Annotated in this window: 22 protein-coding genes; 3 read left to right on the top strand and 19 right to left on the bottom strand. The window is 54.1% G+C overall.

Annotation, left to right across the window (positions count from 1 at the left end; all coding sequences use genetic code 11):
* Window positions 1-401: 401 nt before the first annotated feature.
* The 13 genes from ACEN8Q_RS30335 to ACEN8Q_RS30275 all read right to left on the bottom strand — a co-directional run bounded on the left by ACEN8Q_RS30335 (window position 402) and on the right by ACEN8Q_RS30275 (window position 12,026).
* On the bottom strand, window positions 402-2,267 hold the full coding sequence (locus ACEN8Q_RS30335) for a hypothetical protein (protein WP_413704172.1): 1,866 nt from the start codon (window positions 2,265-2,267) through the stop codon (window positions 402-404).
* The gene (locus tag ACEN8Q_RS30330) at window positions 2,264-2,779 is read right to left on the bottom strand and encodes an ABC-three component system middle component 2 (protein WP_413704171.1); all 516 of its coding nucleotides are present in this window, start codon (window positions 2,777-2,779) and stop codon (window positions 2,264-2,266) included. The genes ACEN8Q_RS30335 and ACEN8Q_RS30330 overlap by 4 nt, the downstream gene beginning before the upstream one ends.
* Window positions 2,767-3,768 (bottom strand): ABC-three component system protein, encoded by a 1,002-nt coding sequence (locus ACEN8Q_RS30325; protein WP_413704170.1) that lies wholly within the window; start codon window positions 3,766-3,768, stop codon window positions 2,767-2,769. Before ACEN8Q_RS30325 ends, ACEN8Q_RS30330 begins: the two co-directional genes overlap by 13 nt.
* Before the next feature lie 497 nt (window positions 3,769-4,265).
* The gene (locus ACEN8Q_RS30320; protein ID WP_413705525.1) at window positions 4,266-5,045 is read right to left on the bottom strand and encodes a transporter substrate-binding domain-containing protein; all 780 of its coding nucleotides are present in this window, start codon (window positions 5,043-5,045) and stop codon (window positions 4,266-4,268) included.
* A 134-nt stretch (window positions 5,046-5,179) separates the two neighbouring features.
* A complete protein-coding gene (locus tag ACEN8Q_RS30315) occupies window positions 5,180-5,458 on the bottom strand; it encodes a hypothetical protein (protein ID WP_413704169.1) in 279 nt (92 codons plus the stop codon).
* Window positions 5,459-5,581: 123 nt separating this feature from the next.
* Window positions 5,582-6,415 carry an ABC transporter ATP-binding protein gene (locus tag ACEN8Q_RS30310; protein WP_413704168.1) on the bottom strand — a complete coding sequence of 278 codons (834 nt, stop codon included), beginning with the start codon at window positions 6,413-6,415 and terminating at the stop codon, window positions 5,582-5,584.
* A gap of 110 nt (window positions 6,416-6,525) precedes the next feature.
* Window positions 6,526-6,897: a RidA family protein gene (locus ACEN8Q_RS30305; RefSeq protein WP_413704167.1), complete on the bottom strand. Its 372-nt coding sequence runs from the start codon at window positions 6,895-6,897 to the stop codon at window positions 6,526-6,528.
* A 2-nt stretch (window positions 6,898-6,899) separates the two neighbouring features.
* Window positions 6,900-8,276: an NAD(P)/FAD-dependent oxidoreductase gene (locus ACEN8Q_RS30300; protein ID WP_413704166.1), complete on the bottom strand. Its 1,377-nt coding sequence runs from the start codon at window positions 8,274-8,276 to the stop codon at window positions 6,900-6,902.
* Window positions 8,269-8,583 (bottom strand): (2Fe-2S)-binding protein, encoded by a 315-nt coding sequence (locus ACEN8Q_RS30295; RefSeq protein WP_413704165.1) that lies wholly within the window; start codon window positions 8,581-8,583, stop codon window positions 8,269-8,271. Before ACEN8Q_RS30295 ends, ACEN8Q_RS30300 begins: the two co-directional genes overlap by 8 nt.
* Entirely contained in the window at window positions 8,573-9,700 is a 1,128-nt protein-coding gene (locus tag ACEN8Q_RS30290) for an NAD(P)/FAD-dependent oxidoreductase (protein ID WP_413704164.1), read from the bottom strand. Before ACEN8Q_RS30290 ends, ACEN8Q_RS30295 begins: the two co-directional genes overlap by 11 nt.
* A 35-nt stretch (window positions 9,701-9,735) precedes the next feature.
* Window positions 9,736-10,584: a lysine/arginine/ornithine ABC transporter substrate-binding protein gene (locus ACEN8Q_RS30285; RefSeq protein ID WP_413704163.1), complete on the bottom strand. Its 849-nt coding sequence runs from the start codon at window positions 10,582-10,584 to the stop codon at window positions 9,736-9,738.
* Between the two features lie 48 nt (window positions 10,585-10,632).
* Window positions 10,633-11,319, bottom strand: a complete 687-nt coding sequence (locus tag ACEN8Q_RS30280) for an ABC transporter permease (protein WP_413704162.1) — start codon at window positions 11,317-11,319, stop codon at window positions 10,633-10,635.
* Entirely contained in the window at window positions 11,316-12,026 is a 711-nt protein-coding gene (locus ACEN8Q_RS30275; RefSeq protein WP_413704161.1) for an ABC transporter permease, read from the bottom strand. The genes ACEN8Q_RS30280 and ACEN8Q_RS30275 overlap by 4 nt, the downstream gene beginning before the upstream one ends.
* A gap of 189 nt (window positions 12,027-12,215) precedes the next feature.
* Here ACEN8Q_RS30275 and ACEN8Q_RS30270 point away from each other — a divergent pair, with 189 nt between their 5' ends.
* Window positions 12,216-13,118, top strand: a complete 903-nt coding sequence (locus tag ACEN8Q_RS30270) for a LysR substrate-binding domain-containing protein (RefSeq protein ID WP_413704160.1) — start codon at window positions 12,216-12,218, stop codon at window positions 13,116-13,118.
* A 405-nt stretch (window positions 13,119-13,523) separates the two neighbouring features.
* Here ACEN8Q_RS30270 and ACEN8Q_RS30265 read toward each other — a convergent pair whose 3' ends face one another.
* Together ACEN8Q_RS30265 and ACEN8Q_RS30260 are read right to left on the bottom strand one after the other, a co-directional pair.
* Window positions 13,524-15,428: a UvrD-helicase domain-containing protein gene (locus tag ACEN8Q_RS30265; protein ID WP_413704159.1), complete on the bottom strand. Its 1,905-nt coding sequence runs from the start codon at window positions 15,426-15,428 to the stop codon at window positions 13,524-13,526.
* A 2-nt stretch (window positions 15,429-15,430) separates the two neighbouring features.
* Window positions 15,431-17,413, bottom strand: a complete 1,983-nt coding sequence (locus ACEN8Q_RS30260) for an ATP-dependent nuclease (RefSeq protein WP_413704158.1) — start codon at window positions 17,411-17,413, stop codon at window positions 15,431-15,433.
* 484 nt (window positions 17,414-17,897) lie between these two features.
* On the opposite strand from ACEN8Q_RS30260, the gene ACEN8Q_RS30255 reads away from it, so the two are divergent.
* On the top strand, window positions 17,898-19,010 hold the full coding sequence (locus ACEN8Q_RS30255) for a hypothetical protein (RefSeq protein ID WP_413704157.1): 1,113 nt from the start codon (window positions 17,898-17,900) through the stop codon (window positions 19,008-19,010).
* Window positions 19,011-20,131: 1,121 nt separating this feature from the next.
* Here ACEN8Q_RS30255 and ehuA read toward each other — a convergent pair.
* From ehuA to ehuB, 4 genes are all read right to left on the bottom strand, one after another.
* On the bottom strand, window positions 20,132-20,926 hold the full coding sequence (gene ehuA / locus ACEN8Q_RS30250; protein ID WP_413705524.1) for an ectoine/hydroxyectoine ABC transporter ATP-binding protein EhuA: 795 nt from the start codon (window positions 20,924-20,926) through the stop codon (window positions 20,132-20,134).
* Between the two features lie 80 nt (window positions 20,927-21,006).
* Window positions 21,007-21,663, bottom strand: coding sequence for an ectoine/hydroxyectoine ABC transporter permease subunit EhuD (gene ehuD, locus ACEN8Q_RS30245; protein WP_413704156.1), 657 nt, complete (start codon window positions 21,661-21,663; stop codon window positions 21,007-21,009).
* Entirely contained in the window at window positions 21,660-22,319 is a 660-nt protein-coding gene (gene ehuC, locus ACEN8Q_RS30240; protein ID WP_413704155.1) for an ectoine/hydroxyectoine ABC transporter permease subunit EhuC, read from the bottom strand. The genes ehuD and ehuC overlap by 4 nt, the downstream gene beginning before the upstream one ends.
* A 69-nt stretch (window positions 22,320-22,388) precedes the next feature.
* Window positions 22,389-23,246, bottom strand: coding sequence for an ectoine/hydroxyectoine ABC transporter substrate-binding protein EhuB (ehuB, locus tag ACEN8Q_RS30235; protein ID WP_413704154.1), 858 nt, complete (start codon window positions 23,244-23,246; stop codon window positions 22,389-22,391).
* A 280-nt stretch (window positions 23,247-23,526) separates the two neighbouring features.
* Between ehuB and ACEN8Q_RS30230 the strand changes: the two genes are divergently transcribed.
* Window positions 23,527-24,921, top strand: a complete 1,395-nt coding sequence (locus ACEN8Q_RS30230; protein WP_413704153.1) for a PLP-dependent aminotransferase family protein — start codon at window positions 23,527-23,529, stop codon at window positions 24,919-24,921.
* The last annotated feature ends 28 nt before the right edge of the window (window positions 24,922-24,949 follow it).

Genomic DNA, 24,949 nt, shown 5'->3' with positions numbered 1-24,949 from the left:
TGGTTATGCTGAACTTGGGCTTCAAGCAGCTGACTTGGCACGAAAGCTCCGTATCCATTCAGGTATCCCGCCCGAGGAAACTCATTTGGGTCGAGACCAGAATATGAAGGATGTGATGGAAGAAGTTGATGTCAAACGACAGGCTTACGAGCTTCGTCGGTCTTTGACTCCGACTGTGTAGAGATTCTACAAAGGAAAGACTCAAGTCTGTCTTCAAAAAGCAGATCTGGAGGCATCAAGATAACCACCCACTCTATTATTGGAGCTAGCGAGCAGCCGCTATCAACTCACAGCGGCAGGTGCCTGGATCATCGCCTTCATATATCTGATGACAACGCCGTTCCACGCTTCGTTTTCCGCGAAGCGGCGATAAATTACCGGATGATCTCAACACCGGCAGATCAAGTCTCTCTTGCTAACAGGCCAAAACGTCCGTTCCCCTCGAGGCCGGTAAACGTCTCAATCCGAGCTAGATGACGAATAGCCGCCGGAGGGTCAGAGTTCTCGATTACTATAATTTGCACCTCATTTTTTAAGCTCGCGAGATGCTTGTAGAAGTGTTGAGCGACATTAGTTGCCTTGAGAATGGCCTCGTCCTCGGACAAATCACCGTGCCGAGATGTCATAGGCTCGCGATAGGTCAGTAATGGTGTGTCGAGAACTAAAAAGCCCGGGTGCGGTAACTTGTTCTCTATGCAGTGGACGATAACCGCCACGTTGAAGGCCGCATGCAAGATCGCCCGGACTCCTTTACCGTTAGCAGAACGACGCTTCCCTGCGACGGTGATGTCGTTAGTCTTGCCGTCGAACTGAACTTTGTCTGCGTTGGGAAATTGCCAAGCGGCAAGTACAGCTTTTACGGTCTCTCCGAACTTGTAGATCGTTGTTGAGTCCGGCCCCACCGGAGGCGTCTCGCCCTCACGCTTGGTTGGCTCCGCTACGATTTCAGCCCGTCTTACGGCTAGTTTTGCGCGGCGCTGATAGAGGTCGAGGATTTTCGTCACTTCGATGCGCTTCGCGGCGAATGCTTCATAGCTTTCCCGTAAAACAGCTTCAGTCGGGCCAGACTCTCGGATTTGCTGATCGAACTCTACGATATCTGTCTTAAGCCCAGCGATGGTTCTACGAAGTCCACCCGACTCAGCTTCAAGTGAAGTAACGGTCTGAGTCAGCTCGAACTGCTCGCGCTCAATCTTGCGAGCCTCAGCAGCCGCAGCTCTGTGAGCCATTGAGATTTCTTCAGCTGCGTGATTATGTGTCTGACTCTCTGGCGGTGCTCCGCAGACTGGACAGTCCATTCCGGTCATCGACACGAGGACATAGCCGCCTTCCTCAATTGACTGTAGGCGCTGCAGGTCCGAGCTGTAGACCGCCTGTAGCTTTGCGAAACGCTGCAGCGTGAGTTCCAGCTCACCCTCCCGCTCTGTCAGCTCTCGGCAGTAATTAGTGGCCTCCCGCCGATTGATAGCCAGACTGTCTAGCTCTCTCTGCGCATTCTGTAGCCGAGTGAACAGATCGTTCGCACTTGCATCGAGTCGTATAAGCTGCTCTTCGCTTTCCTTCTCTGCAGGGGCATCTTCGCCTAGTTCGGCATCGAGCTGCGCGATCAGTTCATCCACCAACTCGATCTTGGCGGCTTTAGCCACCTTTCGCTCCGATGACTTTGGGACGGTTACGACAGCCGAATCATCGATTCCCGTGAGGAGAAGTTTGAAGAGGTTTTGCTCGAAGGTGCGTTCGGAGGGAGTCCCCGAGGAAAAAACAGGGCTTTTCTCGGCAATTATATCCTGCTCGGAAACCACCGCGTATGGCGACAGTAGATAAATGGACAGTGCATCCTTTGTCCCATTGCCATCACGCACAATACGCTTGCTGGCAAATCCCATCACATCGAGCAGCATTTGTGAGACGGAGTCAGTACGCTTGGAGTCGTGCTGTTGGCGCAGCAGCTTGCCTTCATCTGGACTCGCGGTTCTGACGAGACCGTCATAGAGTTTAAAATGGCCGCCCCGCGTAGCGCGATAGAGTGTAACAGTGCGTCCGTCAGGCAGCGTTAAACCGAGCCAAGCTGCATCGTAAGCAACAATCTCTTCTGTTTCTGGCAGACTCTTGGAAACCCCAAGCATGAAGAGAATGGCCTTTGAGGTGAAGGATTTACCAGTGTTCGAGGCGCCATAAATGATAGTGAGCCCGTCCTCGAACTCAAGCAATGCAGGCTCTACGTTCGGACCCGTGAAGGTGAGGTGACGAATGCGGATACCGGTCATCCCAAGATCCCTTTTGGCGCTTCATCAGTCCCGAATTCAGCGGTCCAGCGACCGATTCGGCTGTCTATCAATGCTCGCATCTGATTGGTCTCCATTCCGGCGAAGCGATCTGCCATCCACTTGGCTCGTTGTTTTAATGCTATTGAGTAAGGGGCTTGCAGGAGGTCGAGATAACTCGGTGCGCCCTCGCTGGCGCAAAACTCAATACCCGCCTCGGTCTCGAACACCTCAACAAGGTGCACTTGCTGCATCAGTCGTAGGCTCCGTTCGATCAATTGCCTGCGAACCAGTAGTTCGCCTGCACGGTTTGGCAAATCAGGATGCAGACTTACGGGCACGTCCTGCCCCTCGAGGTCGCCAGTATGTACGACGAGATGATCCAGCCATGTCATTTCCAAAAGGTCGCACCGGCGCGGATAGAAGGCTTCTAATACCACTAACGCCCGAATCCCTGTCTCTAGCGAACTGTTGAAGGGGGGCAGGCCCGAAATAGAGTGCACTATGGATTCCACGGCAGTCTCCCCTCGTTCGCGAACTGGTGGCAGGTTCCCTGTTTAACTTTCGGGCCCGCATGCTTACCAAGAATGCCCGAAGCCTGGAGGATAGCCGCTTGCTGCATCACCCTATTCAGTCTCATCAAGCCATTCGCATGATCGTCGCCATGAATTTCCACGACTCCGTGGTAGATATCGTCTTTGAAAGCAGCCAGGTAGTCTTCAGGCGTCGAGTCGCGATAGAAGCGATCAAAAGCCACCGAGTCAAAGAAGCGGGTCCGTTGATCTCGCAGATGCATACCAAACTCGGGACTTGCCAGTGCGGCCGCTGCGTCGGGGAAAACTCCAGGTCCCTTTAATTCATAGAGCTTGAGGAGTTGAGCAACGTACGCGGACTCATCGGCTTGGATTTCGGCTGGAACGACACCTCTTGGAGAGGGGCCAGGATCGTCACCAAACCACTTGACCAGTGCAGCTTTGCACGCAGGATCCTCCGCAAGTCGCGCCGCGTCGATCCAGAATATTTGGGTGAAATCGAATGCCTTGATTTTGGCTTCGATCTCGGAGGTAAGTGAAATAGTTTGGTTGTCGACGAGTCGTCCGGCGATATCGGCGTCCCACCGGTCGAGGAAAGCCTTTCTGAATCGTTCAGGATGAGCGATAAACTGCTGCACGGCCCTCGCAACGCCTTGTGGGGCGACAAAGATATAAGCGCGCGGCAACGAGTAGGCACCGTTCGCCGAATGCATGAAGATCTTTCCGAGTTCTAGGAAGCTGGAGCTTTCAGATAGCGATTTGCTGAGCTGCTTGCATTGGAAGTTGTCCCACGGACCTTCCATCCGATTGTCTGTCACGTAACCAGTGACGTCGCGCCCCATGTCACCTGTGCCTCGCCATAGTTCGTGACTGTGATAGTCCTTATAGCGCTGTGCCAGCCAGTCGTTGACGAAGTCTTCGAGACGGTCCGCGGGAAGTGCGCGGATCAGTATGCCGTGATTGATACGCACAAATTTCACCTAAATCGCAGACGCACAATACTGCCGCTTTGGAGGTGAGCTTGCAATGATGGGGAAGCTCAGTGTTTTGCCAATTTCATAGGCAAAACGTCCGAGTCCGAGATTTAAATTTGGAATCGTCGCAGAAGCACCAGGAATCAGAATTCACATTTCTGCGTGTTGGTGAGGTGCTTTCACCGAACAGTCCTGGAGTTTGAGAAAGCCGACTTTTTAAAAGGTTTGGCCGACTTCTGCCCTTGACCAAGGGGCTGCTTCGGGTCGACCGGGTTGAAAAAGTCAGTTCTTCCAGACTGTACGTATACTGACCACTGAAAACGCCTTTTTTGCGCGTAGCTACGCGAAATTTGAGCCCGGCATCCTCTGCTCAAAGTAAAGATTTCAATCTCAAATGCGTACTTTTCTGCCGTGGAAACCATTGCCGACTTTTTCAACAGAATCGGCCGATAGCTGTCTGTCGCTCATGCTTTAATTCGTTGGCAACGGAAAAATTATTTATCTCCTGAAATATCGTATTGAAAATATTTTTTTTGAATTTTGTCATAAGTGCCGTCCTGTTTGATGGCTGCTAATGCATTATTCAGCTTGCCTACCAATGGATCATTTTTTCGAATCGCGATACCGGCCCCAGTGCCAAAGTAAGCCTCATCCGTAAAGTTTTGATCGAGCACGTGATAATCGGCGCCCTGAGGCGTTTTCAAAAAGCCGTCCTCAATAACAAGGGAACCGGCGAGCGACGCGTCCAAGCGCCCAGCTGCCAAGTCGAGAAAAACCTCGTTTTGCGTGCCGTATTTGACGATTTCAGCGCCTTCCTTTTCGAAAACTTCAGTTGCATAGCGGTCGAAGTTAGAGGCCCGCTGGACGCCGATACGTTTTCCCTTCAAGTCAACGGGGGTAACGTTGATCCCGCTATCCTTTCGTGTGACCAGCTTGGCGGGCAACCGATAGTAGCTGTTTGTGAAGTCAACGGATTTGGCTCGTGCAGCAGTGATAGAGACCGACGAGATCGCTGCATCAATTTTTCTCACCTTGAGCGCAGGGATCAACCCATCAAATTCCATTTCAAACCATTCGCACTTCGCCGTTATCCTAGCGCAGAGCTCTTGACCCAGATCGTAGTCAAATCCTGCCAGCTTATTGTCTGGTGTCTTGTAGGCGAATGGAGGGTAGGCCGCCTCAATGCCGATCCGCAGATCTTTTTCACTGCCCATAGACATGCTGCTGCTAACACAGACTACCGCGGTGAGTACTGTACGTACGAACTTTTTCAGGATCATGATCATGCACTCGTATCAGAATGTTAGGAGAACTTTGCAGAGCTCATTGGGTGATAACCTTTTACCCAACATGTCTCTGCCGAGGTGCAGGCCCGCATCGAGGCCTTCGCGATAAATAGTTATTATTGTTAATGCCTAAGGTTGATCGCCATGCGCTTGGTTTGATTGCCCTGGGAAAGTCTCCGACCATTTTGGTAAACCGCTACCTGGCCACTGCTGCTCGCGTACACCACCATGCCACCGGGAAGAAACTCAATTTCTAGCGGCTGCTCATTTGATTGATGCACTACTAGTACGCGGACGGTGGCACCCCTCTCTATCCAAAACTCACTGGAACTAGGCTCGATCACCAACAGCAATCGAGAGCGTGCTCCATTGATGAATTTTAATTCCTGGTAATTGCTCATTTAGTAGCTCTGTTAAACGCAGTGCCTTGAAAATAAAAGCTGCACGATAGACATAAGAGTGCTCCTGTCTTATAGACAGGCGACAAATGTCTATCGGACAAGTTACGACGCTCTCGCTGAGAGTTATTTCAAGCTATTAGCCAGAAATTTTTGCAGTCTTTCGCTTTGCGGCGCGTCGAGAATTGATGCATCTCCTTCTTCCTCAATTAATCCTTGATGAAGAAATACAATCTTGCTTGAAACCTGACGAGCAAAGGCCATTTCATGCGTAACCATCAACATGGTTCTACCTTCTTCGGCGAGCGACTTTATGACCTTAAGCACCTCTCCGACCAACTCTGGATCAAGCGCTGAAGTCGGCTCATCAAAAAGCAGCACCTCGGGCTCCATCGCCAGCGCTCTAGCAATGGCAACGCGTTGCTGCTGACCACCAGAAAGAGTTGATGGATACTGCTGGGTCGTACGGGATGGAAGACCTACTCTTTCGAGATACCTCTCAGCGCGCTCAACCGCTTCCTGTCGAGATACACCTAATACCTTTTGAGGGCCAAGGCACACATTGTCCAGGACCGTCATATGACTCCACAGATTGAAGTTCTGAAATACCATCGCCAGCCTTGAACGAAGCTTTTGGAGTTCTCTAGCCTTAGGCAGGCTGTGTTTACCAGCAGCACCTCCAATCTCCAAGCAATAATCACCCAACTGGATTTTTCCAGCGTCCGGCTGTTCAAGGAAATTCACACAACGCAGAAGCGTGCTTTTTCCCGAACCGCTAGCACCGATAAGACTGATCACATCACCTTTATCAGCATGTAGTGATACACCACGAAGAACTTGATGTTCTCCATAGTGCTTGCAGAGGCCTGAAATGCTGAGCTTTGGCTCAGCTCCGCGGTTATTGAAAGACTGAGAATTACTTTCTACTTTCCGGGATGCCGCTTCTGAAGAGATGGACATAAGACACCTTGTTCTCTATCTCTGCGCACATCACGTTCTGCTAGGCGCTGGATAGTGCTGGTTGACGATGAAATGAATTACTCTGATCCCTGCAGAGCAACTTTCAGTTTTTACCGAGTGGCAGCAGTGATGATCACTTCGATCAATAATGACGGCTCGTCGAAAGCGACCTCACATGTTGCACGAGCGGGACGGCCAGCCGATCCAAGCCATTTGCTCCATTCATCATTCATCGGATCGAAGTCCTGAACAATATTGGCGAGCCAGATCTGCGCCGACAAAATATGATCCTTATCGCTACCAGCTTGGCTCAGGCGCTCGTCGATTTTGGCTAGAACTTCGCGTGTTTGGCCTCGAATGTCCTGAGTGCAATCGGCGGCAGTAATACCTGCGAGGTATACGACGCCATTGTGAACGACCGCTCGGCTCAAGCGGGCATTGCTTTCTATACGATTGATTGAAGTCATATAGGTGTGCTCCATGATTATTTTTCGTTGGCCAGCTCGGCGAGTGTGATCGGCTTGAGTGGAGGACGGATTCGGTAATAGCCGACCTCGGAAGGCGAAACGTGCCGGGCATCCGCCAGAATCTGTGTCACGGACAGTCCGCACTGCCTGCCTTGGCAGGGACCCATACCGCACCTGCCAAACGCTTTCGCTTGGTTCGGGCCCAGGCATCCCAACGCTGCGTATTGGCGAACCGCGCCTGCAGTGACCTCCTCGCATCGGCAAATGATGGTGTCATCGGCCGGGAGCTGGAGACTCTGGATAGGTCTATACAGTCGTTCCAGCATCGGGCGAATACAGCGGATTTTTTCCCAGGAGCGACGGATTGTTTGCGCTTCTGATTCGGCGGCTTTGGAGGTCAATTTTTCTAACGAAATTGCAATGCCTAGCCCCGTGAGCCGCCCCTGTAAAGCAGCGGCTTCGGCGCCATTCACACCAGCTCCATCCCCTGCGACGAAAAAACCGGGAACGCTCAACGCTCCCCACTGATCTTGTTTGGCGACCCAACAGACTTGGCCCTCATCCCACTGATGTTCCGCTCCGATGGACAGCGTCGGATGAGTATTAGGAACTACACCCTGATGCAGGAGTACAAGGTCGCAATCCACCCGGCACTGTGCTCCTTTATGGGTAAAACTGATGGCCTGCGCTTTGACCTTGCCCTCGATCTGGATGTCGGTCGCACCCTGGTACCAATCGATGCCTGCCCGTCGAATTTGAGCCATCAAAGAGATGCCCTTGAAGAGCTGCTTCCAGGCAGGCAGGGCAGCAGGCAAATAGCGAGCTGCTGCCATCAAGTCGCTGCGAGCGCTCGTATCTACGAGTGCTTTGATTTTCACACCGGCTTTCAAATATTGAACAGTCAGCAGGTAGAGCAACGGACCTGTACCCGCGAGCACTACAGCTCCATTGGGTACACGCGCTCCGGTTTTCAGAAGAATTTGGCCTGCACCCGCCGTCATGACACCAGGGAGGGTCCAACCGGGAACCGGCATGGGGCGTTCATAAGCGCCACTGCAGAACAAGATGCGGTCTGCAGAGATGACACGAGTCACTCCCGCAACACGGAAGTGCACTTCGCGTTCAGCCGTTACAAGCCACACCGAGGCATTCGGAACGTAGTCGATCCCGCTTTTTATGAAGGAGGCTACCGCTACGCTTCCCGTCGCATAGTCCTTGCCTAGCAATTCTTTACGTTTAGGTGAGGCGAGGCTTACTTCTCTATAGATCTGGCCACCTGGTGTCGCCTGTTCATCCAGAACCAATACCTTCACGCCTTCAGCGTGAAGACGCATTGCGGCCGCGATGCCAGCAGGCCCAGCGCCCAAAACTATAACCTGCACATGGTCAGTCATGGGTGCCACCTTTGGTCGCTGCTGGAGAATGGGTTGTGACCTTCAAACCTGCATGAGTCCGGACCTGACAGGCCTGTCTCGAAACTCCGTCGATCTCAACCAAGCATTCAAAACAGACACCCATCATGCAGTAGGCCGTACGAGAGGCCCCGCTCACAGCGGTCTTTCGGGTGACATCTACGCCAGCTTCGAGAAGAGCCGCCGCCAAATTCGTGTCGTCAGCGACGCTGATCTGCTTTCCATCGAACTCAATGAGAACCTCGGATGTGCTGGCATCCAGAGACCGAAACAACGGGCTAGTGGCCATTGCTGTTCACCTTATAGTCAGGGTTCTTGAACCGCTGATCGCTGAATACTTGGAGCTCGTCCGGTGGCGGCCCGCCCGCAATCCATGGCGCCACTTCATAGGCATGTATCGCTGCCAGCGTCACACCGCTGTGGCAGGTAAGCGCAAAGACCCCTGGAAAGCTTGGAGACTCTTGGTAAATGGGGAAACCGTCAGGCGTGAGCACCCTGAGCGCACCCCACGCGCGGACTAATTGAACGTTGGCGAGCCTCGGAAAACAGGCAACTGCACGTCGGGCAATGTCTGACATCACGTTGGCACTAACGCCATCATTCAAGCCTGTGGACTCGTTGGAATACCCAAGCTGCACGGTTCCTTCGCCGGTCTGACGAACGTAGTTGGTGGGGTAATCCAGAAAATGAGGCAGACGCTCGGTTATCAGGATTTGTCCACGATTTGGAGACAAGCCAAGGGATATGCCGACCTGCTGTGCCAAGGATTGATTACCTAGTCCAGCGGCCAACACAACGCGGTCTCCCTCCCATGTCCGGCCGTTACCCGTCAACCGGTAACCCGACCCAGTGCTCTCGATCTTTTGGACCTCACAACCGGTTTCCAGGCTCACCCCGAGTCGTTGAACCGCTGAGGTGAGCGCCCTTAGGAGCAAGAGTGGGTTGGTGTGACCATCGTCAGGGCTGTAGCAAGCCCCCACAACATCTGGCCCCACGCCAGGCAACCGCCGTCGCAGCTCTTCAGGGCCCAGCTCTTCAAATCGATACTTGCCCTCCAGCGCCTCGCGCAACCAGCGCAATTGACCCGCCTCTTCAGCCATGTCCTCTTGGGTTAAACAAAGGCTGAACCCTCCAGGCTGGCGCAGGTGCACGTCGATTCCTGTCTCGGCCAACAGATCGTTGGCAAGGCGGGGCCACATTGCTGCAGAACGGAGCGTCAATCGTGCATAGGCGGGCATCCCATAGCCTTTACCCTGCACCCAAACGAGGCCGAAATTCCCTCGTGCCGCTCGAAGGGCAGTATCCCCTTGATCCAACAGCCGAACTTTCTGTCCCCTGCCGGCAAGGCCGTAGGCAGTCGCCAAACCGACCAATCCACCGCCCACAACGATCGTTACACCACTCATAGGTTGCCGCTCCGCTCAGCCTGGAATATCCGCTCTTATTCCAATGGAGTTACGTCGAATTTCAGCCATTTTTCAGAAAGCTTCTTCACCGTGCCGTCTTTGACTGCCGCTGTGATGGCTTCATCAAACTTCGCCTTTAAGGCCGTATCAGACTTTCGCAGCCCAATGCCGATACCAGGACCAAAAACCCCGCCGGAAAATATCGGGCCAGCCATATTCGTGCCTTTCAGCGACGGATCCTGAGTTGCGAGTTTGAGAACGACGGCGTTAGCCAATACCGCATCGATGCGACCACTCATCAAATCCATGTTGTGAGCATCAACGGTCTTGTACTCGCGAACTTCGACGACCTTCGAAAGATATTTTTCAGCGAAGGCAGAAGCGGTAGTTGAGCCTTGTACGCCGATTACTTTGCCTTTGAGGAGGGGCGCCATCTGGTTGATGAGAGCTTCAGCCCCTGCCTCGTCTTTGTCGAGATTGATGCTTTTAGCATCGCCAGGCAGCTTGGCGACGCTGCTGTTATCAAGCACTAGAAAGCCGTTAAGTGGAGCTGCGTACGTGCGACTGAAACCGATTACCTCTTGGCGCTTAGGCGTAATACTCATGCCTGCCATGATTGCGTCGATTTGCCCTCCGTTCAGTGATGGAATCAACCCGTCCCAATCATGCGCAGAGATTTCACACTTAGCCTTCATGCGATCACACAGGTCGCGGGCCAGCTCGATCTCAAAGCCGTCGAGTTGCCCACCTGGTTTAACAAAGTTCCAAGGTGCATACGCGCCTTCTGTGGCAATTCTAATGACTTGGGAATCTTCGGCGTTGGCGAACGATGCGCATACGCTGGAAAATAATACTGCACTCAACATCAAGTTCTTAAATTGCATAGCAAGCTTCCTCAATTCAAATTGGGCAGATTTATGCTGCTAACTTCTTCAACGCCGCATACCCCGTGTAAGCCGGGATTCCATCAGTGTTACTGCACGAGTTACTACAAAATTGAACAGCAGGTACAACGCACCGGCACATACGAAGACTTCGATAGGCCGATAACTTTGCGACACCAACTTCGCTGCAATACCTGTCACCTCCATTAACGTGACAATCGAAGCAAGTGAGGTAGATTTGATTTGTAGGATTATTTCGTTTCCGTAAGCAGGCAACATTTGGCGCCACGCCTGCGGGAGAATTACACACCGCCAGATTTGATCCTTACGCAAGCCAACGGACAGTGCCGACTCAATTTGGCCGTGCTGGACGGAATTGATGCCTCCCCGAAGGATCTCGCTGGTATAGGCGGCAGTGTTCAAGGCCAGTGCCGCGAGAACGCACCAGTAAGCCTCTCTGAGGTATGCCCAAGCGAAACTCTCACGTAGCCAAGTGAACTGGCCCAGACCGTAGTAAATAACAAACAACTGAACCAGCAGTGGAGTGCCGCGGAATATGGAAACGAAACCCCGGGCTGGATAATCCAGCCACACTTTTTTTGACAGGCGCATGGCGCAGATAACTGAAGCCAGGACCAAGCCGATAGCGCAGGAAAACAGCGATAAGCCCAGTGTAAGGGGGACGCCAGCCAGTAGTCGTTTGAAGCACTCAAGCAGAAATGCGAAGTCCATCATGCTCTCCTCATCGGCTTATCAAGCTTGTGCTCAAGCCGCGCAATCAAATGGCTGCTGAATGCGCTGATGACGAAATACAGGGCAGCGGCAGTGCAGTAAAAAAGGAAGGGTTGGTGGGTTGCACCTGCGCCTATCTGCGATTGGCGCATCAGCTCTACGAGCCCAACAACGCTGATGAGGGCAGAGTCTTTCAGGACCAGTAGCCAAACGTTGCCAAGGCCTGGTAGAGCAAGCCTCAACGCCTGGGGGGCAATAATCAGTGAGAACAGCTTGAATTTGCTGAGGCCTATTGATCGGCCCGCCTCAATGCTACCGATTGCAACGCTGTTCACTGCACCGCGAAGTACCTCCAGCTGGTAAGCGCCGCTGATTACAGAGATAGCCACTACACCCACGAAAAATCCGGGCAGCCCCACGAATCCTTTGAGTCCTAGGGATTGAGCCAACTGGGTCAGCACCATGCTGCTGCCAAAGTAAAAGAGGTAGATGACTAAGAGGTCAGGTACCCCACGTAGCACAGTGGTGTACACGTCGGCCAGCCATCTCAAGAGGTAAGACCGTGACAGCTTTGCCCAGCAGCCAAGGCAGCCGATGACCGATCCACATAGGAATCCGCAGACCGATATCGCGCACGTCATCAAGGCGGCGAGCAACATATCGGTTGCCCATCCCTGGTCACCGAAGCTCATTATTTCTAAGAAATTCACGGTATTACTCCACAGGCGACAGCGCGCTTATCAGGGTGGCGTTACGGCAGGATGCTTGGTGCTACTGGCGCCAGCTGGGCGCGATTTTTTTCTTGTTCTGTTTAATGTTTTGCAATTTCGCATGCTCCGAGCATAATTCAAAATCAAAAATACCCCATTCAAGTATGCGCAAATGTTATGAGGTGAATCATGCGTATCAACCACCGCCAAGTTGAGGCATTCCACGCCGTGATGCGAACAGGCAGCATGACTGGGGCGGCCAACCTGATGTCAGTGACACAGCCAGCGGTTACGCGTCTGATCAGGGACTTTGAGGAAGCTGTTGGTTTACCGCTATTCCAAAGGCGGGGCAGTCAATTAATCCCTACACCTCAAGCGCATGCCCTCATTCCCGAGGTAGAGCGATCGTTTATCGGTCTAGATCGGATCGGTCGCCTGGCATCTGGGATCAGAGAACACACGGCGGGCTCGTTAAGGATCGCGGCAATGCCGGCAGTGGCAAACACGCTATTGCCGAGATTTTTGGCGTACTTTCTTCCGGAGCGACCGAACCTCCAGATCAGCATTCTTGGGGTTCCATCGCATCAAGTAGCGGAAATGGTGTCAGCTGGCCAAGTCGATATCGGTTACGCCGAAGGACCGATCAATCCGCACGGCGTCGAAATGCTGTCTGTGGACATGGATGCGGTTGCGGTGATGCCCAGCAACCACCCCATGGCCAAACTGGAGATCGTGGCACCGAGCGATTTTGAAGGGCAGCGATTTGTCGCGCCTCGGCCAGGGTCAATTTTTTCTTCTGGGGTGCAGATTGCCCTGGCTCAAGTCCCCCGAGTCACTCAGCTGGAAACGAGTTTGTCTTATACCGCTTGTGCACTCGTTGCCCAGGGGCTCGGCGTGAGTATCGTTGATCCACCCACAGCATTTGATTTTGTGGGGAAGGGACTCGAAATACGCCCCCTCTCGGTGAAAGTGGATACTGGATTCCTTGTCATCCGCTCCAGCAAAAGCTCTCAGCAGGCGTTAACAGAGGAGTTTTCTCATCAGTTCCTGACATTCTACAAAAATGGTTGGATGGACCTGCCTGAGCTCTAAAACTCTGCAGGTCTAAACCGCCCAAAAGCCAGTTTTGAAGCCGCCAACTCTTGTCAGTGGCTGGAGGGGATTGTGTGCGGCTTCGGTTAGATTTACGCCGCTCGTCTTACTTTGACCTTTCCTGAAGAGCCGCCTGCAAACGGGAAGAGATCCTTCGGATCCTGAGCCCTAGGAACGAGTTCAATGGTGATGCCGAGATTTCGTCGCTCGGCTTAAGTATTGATGTACCGGAGGGTCGAATAGTCCTCCAACGCAAATCCTACAGAATCGAAAAACGTTACTTGATCACGTGATTACCGACCCTCTTCCGAACCAGCGAGCACACGCCAAAGGTCGACTACCGGGAAGTCAGACGGCATCTGCTGTAGATCGCCTTCAATCCATGTTTGCGGCTCATAGAAACAGTCAATTCGATCCGGACGTAATTTGGACTCCGGCTCTAGTGAGCAACTCGTATAGGGTCGCAATTTTTGTTCTTGTGCCACGCGAAGCACAGTAGGTAAATATGACCCGCTGCTTGGCTCGAGTGAAAGCCACAAAAAATCCTGCTGTCGCCTCGATTTCATCCTGGGAAAAACTCCACCACGCGCCGTCATCCAGTCCGACAAAAATGACGGTGTGATACTCAAGGCCCTTGCTCTTGTGGATCGTCATCAACGGAACTGCGTGTACGCCTTCGTACATGTCGAGGGCGTGGGACCAGTCCGTACAGTGGAACGAGGTGGACAGAAGATGTTCCGCCGTCGCGTCTAGCACTTTTTCTAGCCAGGTTCCCTGGTCATAGGCAGGGTTGGAGCGGATCACATGCTCTGGACCCACGAAATTTAGGATGTCATCAACAAGTGCGCGTGAGGCCGCCTTGCTTTTTGGGGGATGGGAATAACGTTCAGCCAGTTCGGTTGTATAGGTATCCAACTCACGAGCGAGCCTACTCTGCCTGATTGCGTCATCGGCATCGATCCCTCTCATTGATGCGAGCCAATTCTGGCAAGTCGACCAATAACCGCCAGCTCGCGAAGTCATCGCGAGGCGGAGAACGGTGACCAGCAACTTTGAAATTTCCTCTGCCATCAGCTCTTGCAGCATTACTTTGCCGACCATTCCAGCTTCGTTACGCAGAGCCAGATTTTCGCTCGCGAAAGCAGGTTCTAAAAGTTCTGCATACTCTCCTGCCTTTTGTCGAACCAAGATGACGAAATCTCGAGGAGCCAGTTTCAGATCGGCAATGTATGACGCTACTGATCGTGCCAACTGACGCGCTTCAATTTTCGGACTTGCGAAATCGAGAATTGAGCAACTTTCTCCGTCAATTGTGCCATCAGTCTGAGATACCGGCTGTACGGCTCGTGCATCTAACGCCTGGGCCAGCACGTGCTGGATACGTACCAACTCCGGCGAAGATCGATAATTGTTGAAGAGCGAAGTCCGGGCGCCTTCGAAATCGGCATCGAAGGCAGAGAAAGGATCATCCATCGCCATTGCCCAACGCATGATCTGCTGCTTGTTATCTCCGACAGCAGTCACGATGGTTTCTGTGCCTCGGAAAATCGTGCTTACCAGATCGTACTGGACCCTGGTGGTGTCCTGGAATTCGTCCATGAACAAATGCGAATAAGTGAGACGCAGGGCATCCCGTGCCATCGGGTTGACTCGCAACAACAGTTCAGCGAGACGGCCAATCATTGCGAAAGACAGCACACTTTTGCCGCCCTTGTGGAGTGACTGTTGCCAGAACGCATCTGCCGCCCATTGTGCGACAGTTGGGGCTGCCCATCCGTCTACAGGTAGGGGTAAGCCGAGTAGGTGCCGGCGCTCGAATGTTTTTGGCCCTATTTCACGCACGTCATTTTTCGTTCCGATTAACGCTGGCGGCGTTGGAAGGTCATGGAGGAACTCACGAAAATCTCGTTCATTGTGAGTCGCGATTTCGTAATCGGGTCTTGGTCGCCAGCGATCGGGCAATGCCTGACCGAATCGGTCGACCAGTCCTTTTGCAAATGCATCAAACGTCATGGAGTCGAAGCGGCTCGCATGGGTGTGGTGGCAGCGCTGACGTACGCGCGCTGCCAGATTGGACGCAGCATCGCGTTTGAAACTGATAGCCAGAATGCGCCGAGGGGACGGGGCCGCATCCGTCTGAAGGAGAAAGGCGGCGCGCTGAGCGAGCAGCTCTGTCTTGCCAGCGCCTGGCCCTGCAATAACGGACCGATTTTTTTTGGAGCGGACCACCTTCAGCGCATTCGCCTCAAGAGCTTTGACCCCTACGGGCTTCCAATCCTCGGGACCTATTCGGCGTGACGAAACGGCCATGATCAGTCTCGCCTCAAGGAGCTGGAAATATGCCGAACGACTTCGGCTAAAACTGCTGGCATTCCTGCGATCAGACTCGCCTTACTAACCCGGGCCAATGCCGCCAGGTGCGTAGCTGGCTTGCTGTGGGTGAGAAAGTGGTACCGATATTGCGGAAACGATTCCGGGTAGTCCTCGTAGGGCCCCGTGTATACCGCAAGTCCCGGACCTGATGTGCCCAGCACAACCTCCGCCGCCTTGTCGGCGGCCATGCGGGGGCCACCTCCTTTCGGAATCACAGCGGCATAGTCATCGGGGAAGGCATTTAGCATCTCCAGATCAAGGTCCAGCGGCGCAGAGAAGAAGACGTTGTATTTCTTCAGCCTATTCATCCAACCCAACAGGTTGGAGTGGTCAGCTGGATTGCTCCATTTGTGCATTCCGGCCAACTTTGCGTCAGTCATAATGCCGGATGTGATTTTGAGGATTTTGTCCTTAGGTTCGCCGAACTCAATAAGCTTCTCCAGAGCTGTTTTTACTCGCCCCCAACCTCCACCATCACGGCCGAGATCCAAGTCCAAGAGAGTTGCGTAAGGAATACCTAGCCCCTTAAGTAAGCGCCAGAAATATTGGACGTGTCTTCCACCGAGAGGGACGATCGCGACGAAAGCTGGGTCGATGAGAAGATCAAGCGCCTCGGCGAGTTGAGGGAGGACGATCCTTTCCGAATCACCCTCAACGAGCAGGACAAACCGCGCGAAGTACAGCTCGGGATAGGCCAATATGGCACCACGCACAAACTTGCTGGCCTCCACATCATCAGCCGGCAGCTCAATTCGCTTCACATTAGATATGCGCGTCTTGGCGTTACAGCGGCAGTAACGAACCTCGCTAGGCTCGACGCGACTAAGAACTGCCGGCGAATGGCTCGTAATTATGGCCTGCGCCCCACTGGCCTGAGTCAAAGATCGAACTTGGCGGATGATTCGAGCAAGGAAGTAGGGTGAAAGATGGTTTTCAGGTTCCTCAAGGGCAAACAGTGTGAGCGCAGGAATATGCAGTGAATCCTTTCGAAATCCGTCTACAGAACCTTCGACGACCTCCCGCTCTAGGTCAAAAACGGCGGCGGCCAATGCAAAATAAAATAGCGACTGTTGTCCGTCGCTAAGGGCATCGATACCTCTTTCTCGACCGTCAGGCCCCTGTTCAAATATGACTGCGATCTTGTTTATCACCTCCTCAAACCGTCGGCTCACCAAGCTGAGCCTAGGCTTGGTATTGGAAGCGTCGTCATGCAGATCTGCCCAGCGCGTTTGCAGGGCCTCGGTGATTGCGGTGATCGCAGACTCGCCTTCAAACGCGGCTGTCAGGCTCTCAGTCGCCTCCTGCACTTTGTCTTCAGTGTCGGAGGACCATTCAATAGCCCTCAGGAGTCGGGCGGCCAGGGTACCGGCAGTTGCTCGGATTTGGCCGGCGGCATCCCGGCTAGCTGGGGTGTAATAAAGTTGTATAAGGCCCCGATCGGTTACAGCTACTGGCTGGTATTTGTCCTCTGCGGGCTCCTTCTCCAGGCTATCGACCCAAAAGAGATTCTGTGAAACCTCTCCCTCAAGCGTGCCGTCGTCGTCCCATTGTGCTTCAAGCCGCATTCGGCAAACGGGCGCTTTAGCCGCTCTCGTAATCAGCATGTGCCGAAATGAAGGGGCGATGGTTTCTGGGGTTGCAGACCCGTCCAGCAACTCTGGGAAGGCGATAAACGCCTCGATGTAGAGTTCTTTGGAATCGCGGCTCTCAGGATCCTCTCCGGGGGCGAGGTGGAAATCCGAAAGTGATACGGTGCGCTGCGCCCGCGTGACCCCGAACATCTTCGACATAGCCTGAAGAAGCGCAGTTTTACCCGCAGCGTTAGGACCAACGATTGTGGTGACTTCATCTGAGATTGGGATGGCAATCTCATTCGGGCCGAAACAGCGAAAGCCAGATACCGTGATCGACTCGATGCGCACAGGTTCCTTCCTCAATGCGGTAACAGGCACACATGCTCGTTACTATTCGGCGAGGTTAGCGCAGTATCCCTTCGCGCACAGCCCTGTAACCTCGATTTTTTGGGCCGCCCGGGCCAATTAGTTACCCTGACCACGGGGATCAGCTACGAAATAACTGCAAGCCGATTTCAGTATCATAAACACCGTTGCAAGTTTCCCCAGGATCCATCGGCGAAGGGTCGCTTTAGAGCCCGGATCTAGCGGCTGATGTATGGCGACAGAGTGTGAGGCTGGCAATTCAGTTGATATGCGATGCAGTAGTTGGCGTCATCTCGTATGCCTGGATACTGTAGCCGAGCTCCGAAACACTGGGCTGTTATATGAGCCAAGATCAGCGCTGACCAGAATGGCACTGGCCGACAAGACCAGGTTGTTGATCGCCGAAGCGCTTCGAAACCCCACGCAGCCAGCTACACCTACCCAAATCAGCGACGCAGAGTACGCTATGAAACTGTATGAAATGCCCGACCTTATAGACCTCGCATTCATGATTGCCGATGAGGTTAAAGATAGGCTGTGCCGTCAGTGGTATACCGCCGCTGGGGTCGAATTAAACATCAGATGGATACCGACAAACGACATACGTGCGATAGCTGCGGTCGAACCATCGCCAGAGGATGTTCAGCGCCACGTCATCACATTGAGCTATGGGCTACTAGGTCAGATCTACTCAAATGCTTTTGAGTTTGCGCGTTTCGCTCAACCCGGTCCGGATGGCGGAACTTTACACGGAACGCAGCCACTTCCCGGGCGATTCGACATGCTGCACGCAGCTGAATTGATGTTCATCTCGGGCGTAAGTTTTGTCATTTACCACGAGTTAGGTCATCTCAATCAAAATCATGGTGCTATACGCACACGGTACGGATCAGATTCGACCAATAGCATCAGCGAATTCCAAGTCGCTGGGGAGGCGGAGCTTACGGGGGATCAGGCTGCCATCTCGCACGCGACTGAACTTGCGGCGGACTTCGAAGCGTTGGACTGGCTGGCGATGATGCTTGGACCATACAAAGGCGACGAGTTACTGGATCACGCCTATCTACAGTGCGCGATCGTGAGCTGCATTATGCTCATGTTCAACGGAGGACGGCCTGCTCGAATGGATGCGATGCCTTCAGGTACCCATCCACCAAGTCTCCTACGAATGGATTTTTGGGTTCGCTTGTATGCAGAGCGTATTGCCATGCTCTCGCAACAGCTCGGTGTATCGACTGGTCCTCAGGCGATACTGAAATTCTTGGACGACTCTTCGTTTCTAGCGCTCCTGAGCTGCTTGACCCGCCTGGGGTGCACTGATGATCCTGAATATCGGGATTTCTGCAAAGGGTCGACGACTCACCCAAATTACAAAAGCTATATGAGTAGGGTAATCAATATCTGGAGCCAGCACGACGACGAGGCACGATCCTCACGCCGTCTTGGTGGCGTACTTTCAGTGTTGTATTTCTCTGATGAACATAGGGAGATGGTAGGCGCCGTTCCCAATAGGGATGCCTGGAGTGATCATCTCAGACTGACTCAAGAGGTTCTTGCTAGAGGCCGGGCTAGCGCATGATCTGGAAGTGCGGCTCACCGCAAGCCTCTACAGCCATTATGCGCCAGTTCAGCCTCGTTGAGCCTGATCATCCATCTTGGGGGAATCCGCCCGTCTCCTCGCGAGTACTAGCGGCCCAAACATGCTAGAGCTGTGGCGATGGGAGCTTTACCCCGGCGAAAAGTTCGCTTCCCCAGGACACCCTCAAGGCACCACCGAGCTGTTCCATGTTGAGTCAGGGACGCTTCATCTTGAGGTAGGCGAAAGGGGGCATCGTTTACAGATAGATCCCAACCGCTTGAGCAGATCGTCCGCATGAAAAAGCTGCCACATTCGAAACTCAGTTTTCATGGCACTTCTATCAACAGAGCCAGTGGAACGGTCTTGAGTGCGTCCTCATGTCCGTAGGTTAGGACCTGGCGTTGCACAGCGGCATAGGCAAATCCTTCATTAGGAATCGTAACTCTGAGTCTTCGTGTAAAAATAGCCGGACAATCCCTTGCCCAAAAATCCTGAGCGACCAGAGAGGCAATACCTGTGTCATTTGCAAGCTGCTCAACTTGGTGGGTATTTGCATAGACTTGCCCACCCATTTGCATTCAACCTGACCAGTCATTTGCATCGGAAGCTGACCTGGCCTCGATCAAAGGGGCGCTCGCGACTGGCAATCGTCGTTTCATCGACGATGACTACAATCCGTGAAGGATGCAGACCCACTAGCCGAGCAGGTTACACGGTACCGAGTAGCGATTTATCACCACGCGGATAAAATTAGGTTGAAAAAAGGCGTTTATCACTGCGAGCCTTCTTTGACGAGGAGATAATGGCGAAGGTTTCGTTACCCACCTGAGACCCTGCTAGCCCATTTGAGATCTCACGATCTATGCTTTTCATTCTAACTTCCACCTTTTAGAGGGTGGTATTAACGAGACGCAAATAGACTGATTAAACAACCAAACTAACTCATCATGTCCTAAACCATCTTAATTCAGTGCAGTCAATGCAAAAGGCAATGGCACAGTGGTTCTGGTAGCCGATGGATCTAGCGTGTGTACCAATCTCGTTGGAAATTCGCGTGGACACCCACAATTAGGACTCTTAGGGCGCTGTGCATGGCACAGCACCTTCGAGCTGGGTTTCGGTTAGTTGGCTTCTTTCACTGCGCTGAGAAACGCGCAAGTTCGTTCCTGTTGTGGGTGTTCAAAGATCTGCGTGGGAGTGCCCTGTTCGTGAATCTGCCCCTTATAAAAGAAACATACGCGATCGGCGAACTCCCGGGCGAAGCCCATCTGGTGCGTGACCATCAGCATCGTCAGGTTGTGCTCGGCGCCGAGTTTGCGGATCACGTTAAGTACTTCGCCGCACAGTTCCGGGTCGAGTGCGGAGGTCACTTCGTCGAACAGCATGACTTTGGGCCGCATGGCCAGTGCCCGGGCGATCGCCACCCGCTGTTGCTGGCCGCCGGACAGCTGTGAAGGGTAATGGCCAAGCTTGTTGCCCAGCCCCACCAGTTCCAGCAAGTCTGCCGCCCGTTCGCGCGCTTCGGCGGGTTTCATGCCAAGGACTTGCACCGGCGCTTCGATGACATTTTGCAACGCAGTCATGTGCGGGAACAGGTTGAAACTCTGGAATACCATGCCGATCTTGCCGCGCACCCGGCGGATATGCCGATCATTGGCCGGCACCAGCACGCCGTTGCGATTGGGCATGTGGGTCAGCAAGTCATCCTCGATGCGGATCAACCCGTCATCGATGCCTTCGAGCGTCATCAGCACCCGTAATAGTGTGGATTTGCCTGAGCCGCTGGGGCCGATGATCGCGACTTTTTCACCCGGCGTGACGTCCAAGTTCAAGTGATCGAGCACGGTAAAGTTGCCGTAGCTTTTGGTGACGTCCTGGAAGCTGACGATCGGCTTGGCCGGTTTGGTTTCCTGCATGGCCGTGGCCTCCTGCGGATGCAGCGGGGTCGGGTTGCTGTGCCGGGAAAGGTCGTTGGGTGTCGAGAGTGGAGAAGTCATTAGCGTAGCTCCAAGCGCACTTCAAGGCGCCGTACCAGATAAGCCAAAGCGATGCTCAGGGCGAGGAAAAACAGACCGACCATGGTGATCGGCTCCAAGTAACGGAAGTTTTCGGAACCGATGTTCTTGGCCTGTTGCATGATTTCCACCACGGTAATGGCCGACAGCACTGGTGTGTCCTTAAGCATTGCCACCAAATAGTTGCCCAGCGGCGGCAGGATCGGGCGCAGCGCCTGGGGCAGGATGATGTTGCGGTAAGCACTGTACGGCGCGATGTTCAGCGCAGTCACCGCTTCCCACTGTGCTCGTGGCACCGCATCCAGCCCACCGCGATAGACTTCAGCGATGTAGCAGGCGTAATGCACTCCAATGCCGATGATCCCCACTTGCATGGCCGTTAGGCTGACTCCGTAGTTGGGCAGCACGTAGTAAAAAAAATACACTTGGATCAGCAGCGGCGTACTGCGTATGAACTCGATGACCCCGGCGATCGGCCATGAAAGCCAGTTAAGGTGGCTGCGTCGGCCGATGGCGAGGAACAGCCCCAGCACAATGGCGATCAGGAAGCCGATCAGGGTAATCCCTACGGTGTTGAGTGAAGCGCGCAACAAATCGGGGAGGATTTGCCAAGCATAGGTCCAGTCGAACAGTGTCATGACAGAGCTCCACGCATCCGCCCGCGAGCCAAATGTCGCTCAATCCGACGCATGCTAATGTTGATTGCCTGCGCCAGGACGAAATACATCACCAGTGCCAGGCTGAAAATTTCCAGGGTCTGAAACGTGGCCTGATCCAGTTGACGAGCCCGGAAGCTCAGGTCGGACAAGGTGATCAGTGATACCAGCGAGGTGTTTTTCAGCAATTCGATCAGCAGATTGGTGCCCGGCGGGATAGCTGCCAGTAACGCCTGAGGCAAGATGATTCGCCGAAAGCGTTTATATCCGCTGAAGTTCAGCGCAGTGCAGGCTTCGTACTGACCCTTGGCCACGGAACTGATCGCACCGCGCATGACCTCTGCACCGTAAGCGCCGATGTGTAGTCCGAGGCCGACAATGGCCACGCTGTAAGGACTCAGTTCAAGATTGAACGGCGGCAGAGGCAACACGAAAAACAGCCAGAACAATTGCACCAGCAACGACGTGCCACGGAATACTTCAATGTAGACGATGGAAAACCAGCGCAATGACCGCCATGGCGACATGCGCCCGAGTGCTGCCAAAATGGCTGCGACAATCGCCAGTAGTGAGCCGAAGAATGTCACCTGGAGCGTCACCCAGGTGCCTTGTATCAATAGCGGAAGTAATTCACCCATGGTTTAAACCTGGCCATCCGGATTAAGCAGGGAAATAGGCATCGCGCCGTGACGCCATGCCTGTTTAGACTATTGAGCGCAGAGCTCGGCAGCCGTTTTGCTTGTCACGTTGGATTTGTCAAATCCGAAAGGAGCGACCGCCTTGAGATGCTCTTCGGAGCCCAGCCACTTTTTCAACTCGGCGTTGACCGCGTCGCGCAGGTCTTTGTCTTCCGGACGGAAGGCGAGAGCACCGTATCCTATATGCGACGGGTCGTCCTTGAACTCGGTGACTGCTTCGACTTTTTCGCCACCCTTGGCGGCCAGACCTTTCATGGTCAATTGAGTACCCACGGCGGCATCGGCACGACCGGCGCGCACGGCTTGCAACTGAGCTGTGGTGTCCGGCACCTGGAGGATCTGCGCGTCTTTCACGCCCGAATCCCGCGCATACGCCAAGTTCACCGTACCGGCCATGATCGCCAGTTTCACCTCCGGATTCTTGGCGATGTCTTCGTAGCTGTGCAAAGCCTTCGGGTTGCCTTTAGCTGTAAGCAGTGCGTCCGGCAGTTGATACTGCGGATCGGTAAACAGCACCTGCTTGCAGCGGGCCGGCGTGATGTACATGCCGGCGGCAATCACGTCGAAGCGCCCGGCGCGCAGGCCCGGGATCAACGAACCCCATTCGGTCAACACGCCGTCGACCTGTTTGATTCCCATTTTGGCAAAGATAGCTTTGGCGATTTCCGGTGATTCACCGGTGACCCTGCCGTCGGTTTCGGTAAAGGCGAACGGGGTTTCGTTGGCATAACCGATACGGATGTTGCTGTTCTGTTTGACGGTTTCCAGTGTTGTAGCGGCCTGGGTGCTAGCGGCCAGGCCGAGCATCGCGCAAGCCACGAACAGGCGACGCAAAGCATCAGTGCTGCGGGGGGGGAAATTGCTCATCGATAAAATCTCCTGTTTCTTGTTGACCCGTCGGTGACGGCTCTGTGGTAGGAGGCAGTGTTACAAGAGCAAAGCGTACAAGAACTGATCCCATGGATCGGGACACAGTCCGGTACAGGTCGACTGATTTTGTTGTGGGGGCTTCAAATGTGCCCGGCTATCGACCTTGAGCCGAGCATACAAAAGCTCTGAGCATCATTGTATTGCACTAGGACAATTGCTTTGCATGGATTCTAGCGAGATGCTGTCCCGACGAGCACAGACCCGGGTTTTAGCGCTGATGGACAAGTGGAAAGCAGCACTGGAAAACGCCCGTAGCGGCGAGTCCAAATACAAGATTCTGGTGCAGGCAATTGCCGACGATATCGAGCAGGGTGTCCTGGCCAATGATCAGCGCCTGCCACCGCAGCGGCACGTTGCCGATGCCATGGGCATCAGTGTGCAGACGGTCACCAACGCATATAAAGAGCTGGAGCGCCAGGGGCTGGTGCGTTGCGAAGTCGGGCGCGGCAGCTTCGTGTCGCGGCGCATGAGCGATCGAGTGGCCACCTATATTCTCGATAGCCCCGAACGGGCCCTCGTGGATTTTTCCATCACGCGGATCCTGCACACCCGCGAGCACGACCAGTGCTGGCGTGACACCTGCCGCGAGCTCAGCACGGAAGAGGATCAGCCGTGGATTCACGCGTTTCGTCCGATTGCCGGTTTCGAGTCGCACCGCGAAGAGGCCATGCACTGGATCGGACGGCAAGGACTGCGGGTCGAGCGCGATGACATCCTGATTACCAATGGCGCGGCCCACGGCATCTTCCTTGCGCTGGCATCTCTGGCGGGCCCCGATGATGTAGTACTTTGCGAAGGGGTCACCGATCACGGAGTGATTGGCAACTCCCAAGTATTGGGGTTCACCATCAAAGGCCTGGAGATGGACCGTTATGGCATTGACCCGGAACATTTCGAAGACATGTGCAGCAACGAGCGCATCACCGCGCTGGTGTGCACGCCGAACCTGAACAACCCGACCACCAGCCTGATGCCGGACAGTCGTCGTCGGGAGATTGCCGACATCGCCCGGCGTTTCGGTGTGCACATTATTGAGGACGATGTATACGGCCCGTTGCTGGACGAACATCGCGCGCCGCCGATCAGCCATTACCTGCCAGAACTGTCGTTTTATTGCACCAGCATGACCAAGTCGGTGCTGACCGGTTTGCGCATCGGCTATCTGGTGGTGCCCAAGCGTCTGGCGTTGCGCACCGAGAGCATCTTGCGGGTCAACAGCTGGATGGCCACGCCCATGGTCTCCGAAATCGCCGCGCGCTGGATTCGTGACGGTCGCGCCGACGCGCTCGTGCGTTTGCAGCGCAAACTGTTGGCCGGCCGTCAGGCGATGGTCAGCGAATACCTGGGTGAGCACCTGCTCGGCCAGCATCCTCATGCATTGAATGCGTGGGTCGGTATTCCCCCGCATTGGGAGGTCGACAGCCTGGTGCGGGCCCTGCGTCACCGGCATATTGCCGTCACGTCGCCTGATCCGTTCACCGTGCGTGGAACGCCTCGGGCTCGAGCGGTGAGGATCTGTGTCGGCGCCGAATGCAGCGACGAAGAAATGCGCGATGCGCTGATTGGCATGCGCGAGATATTCGGGCAGTACCCGCAAATCCACGATTTTTGACCGGGAAAAAGTCCCCCAAAAAGTTTGT

Origin of the sequence: Pseudomonas sp. Pseusp16, from assembly GCF_047324915.1 — a bacterium.
GTDB classification, from domain to species: domain Bacteria; phylum Pseudomonadota; class Gammaproteobacteria; order Pseudomonadales; family Pseudomonadaceae; genus Aquipseudomonas; species Aquipseudomonas fluorescens_CD.
The sequence above is the reverse complement of the archived record's forward strand: the minus strand, read 5'-3'. Positions and strand labels throughout refer to the sequence as shown.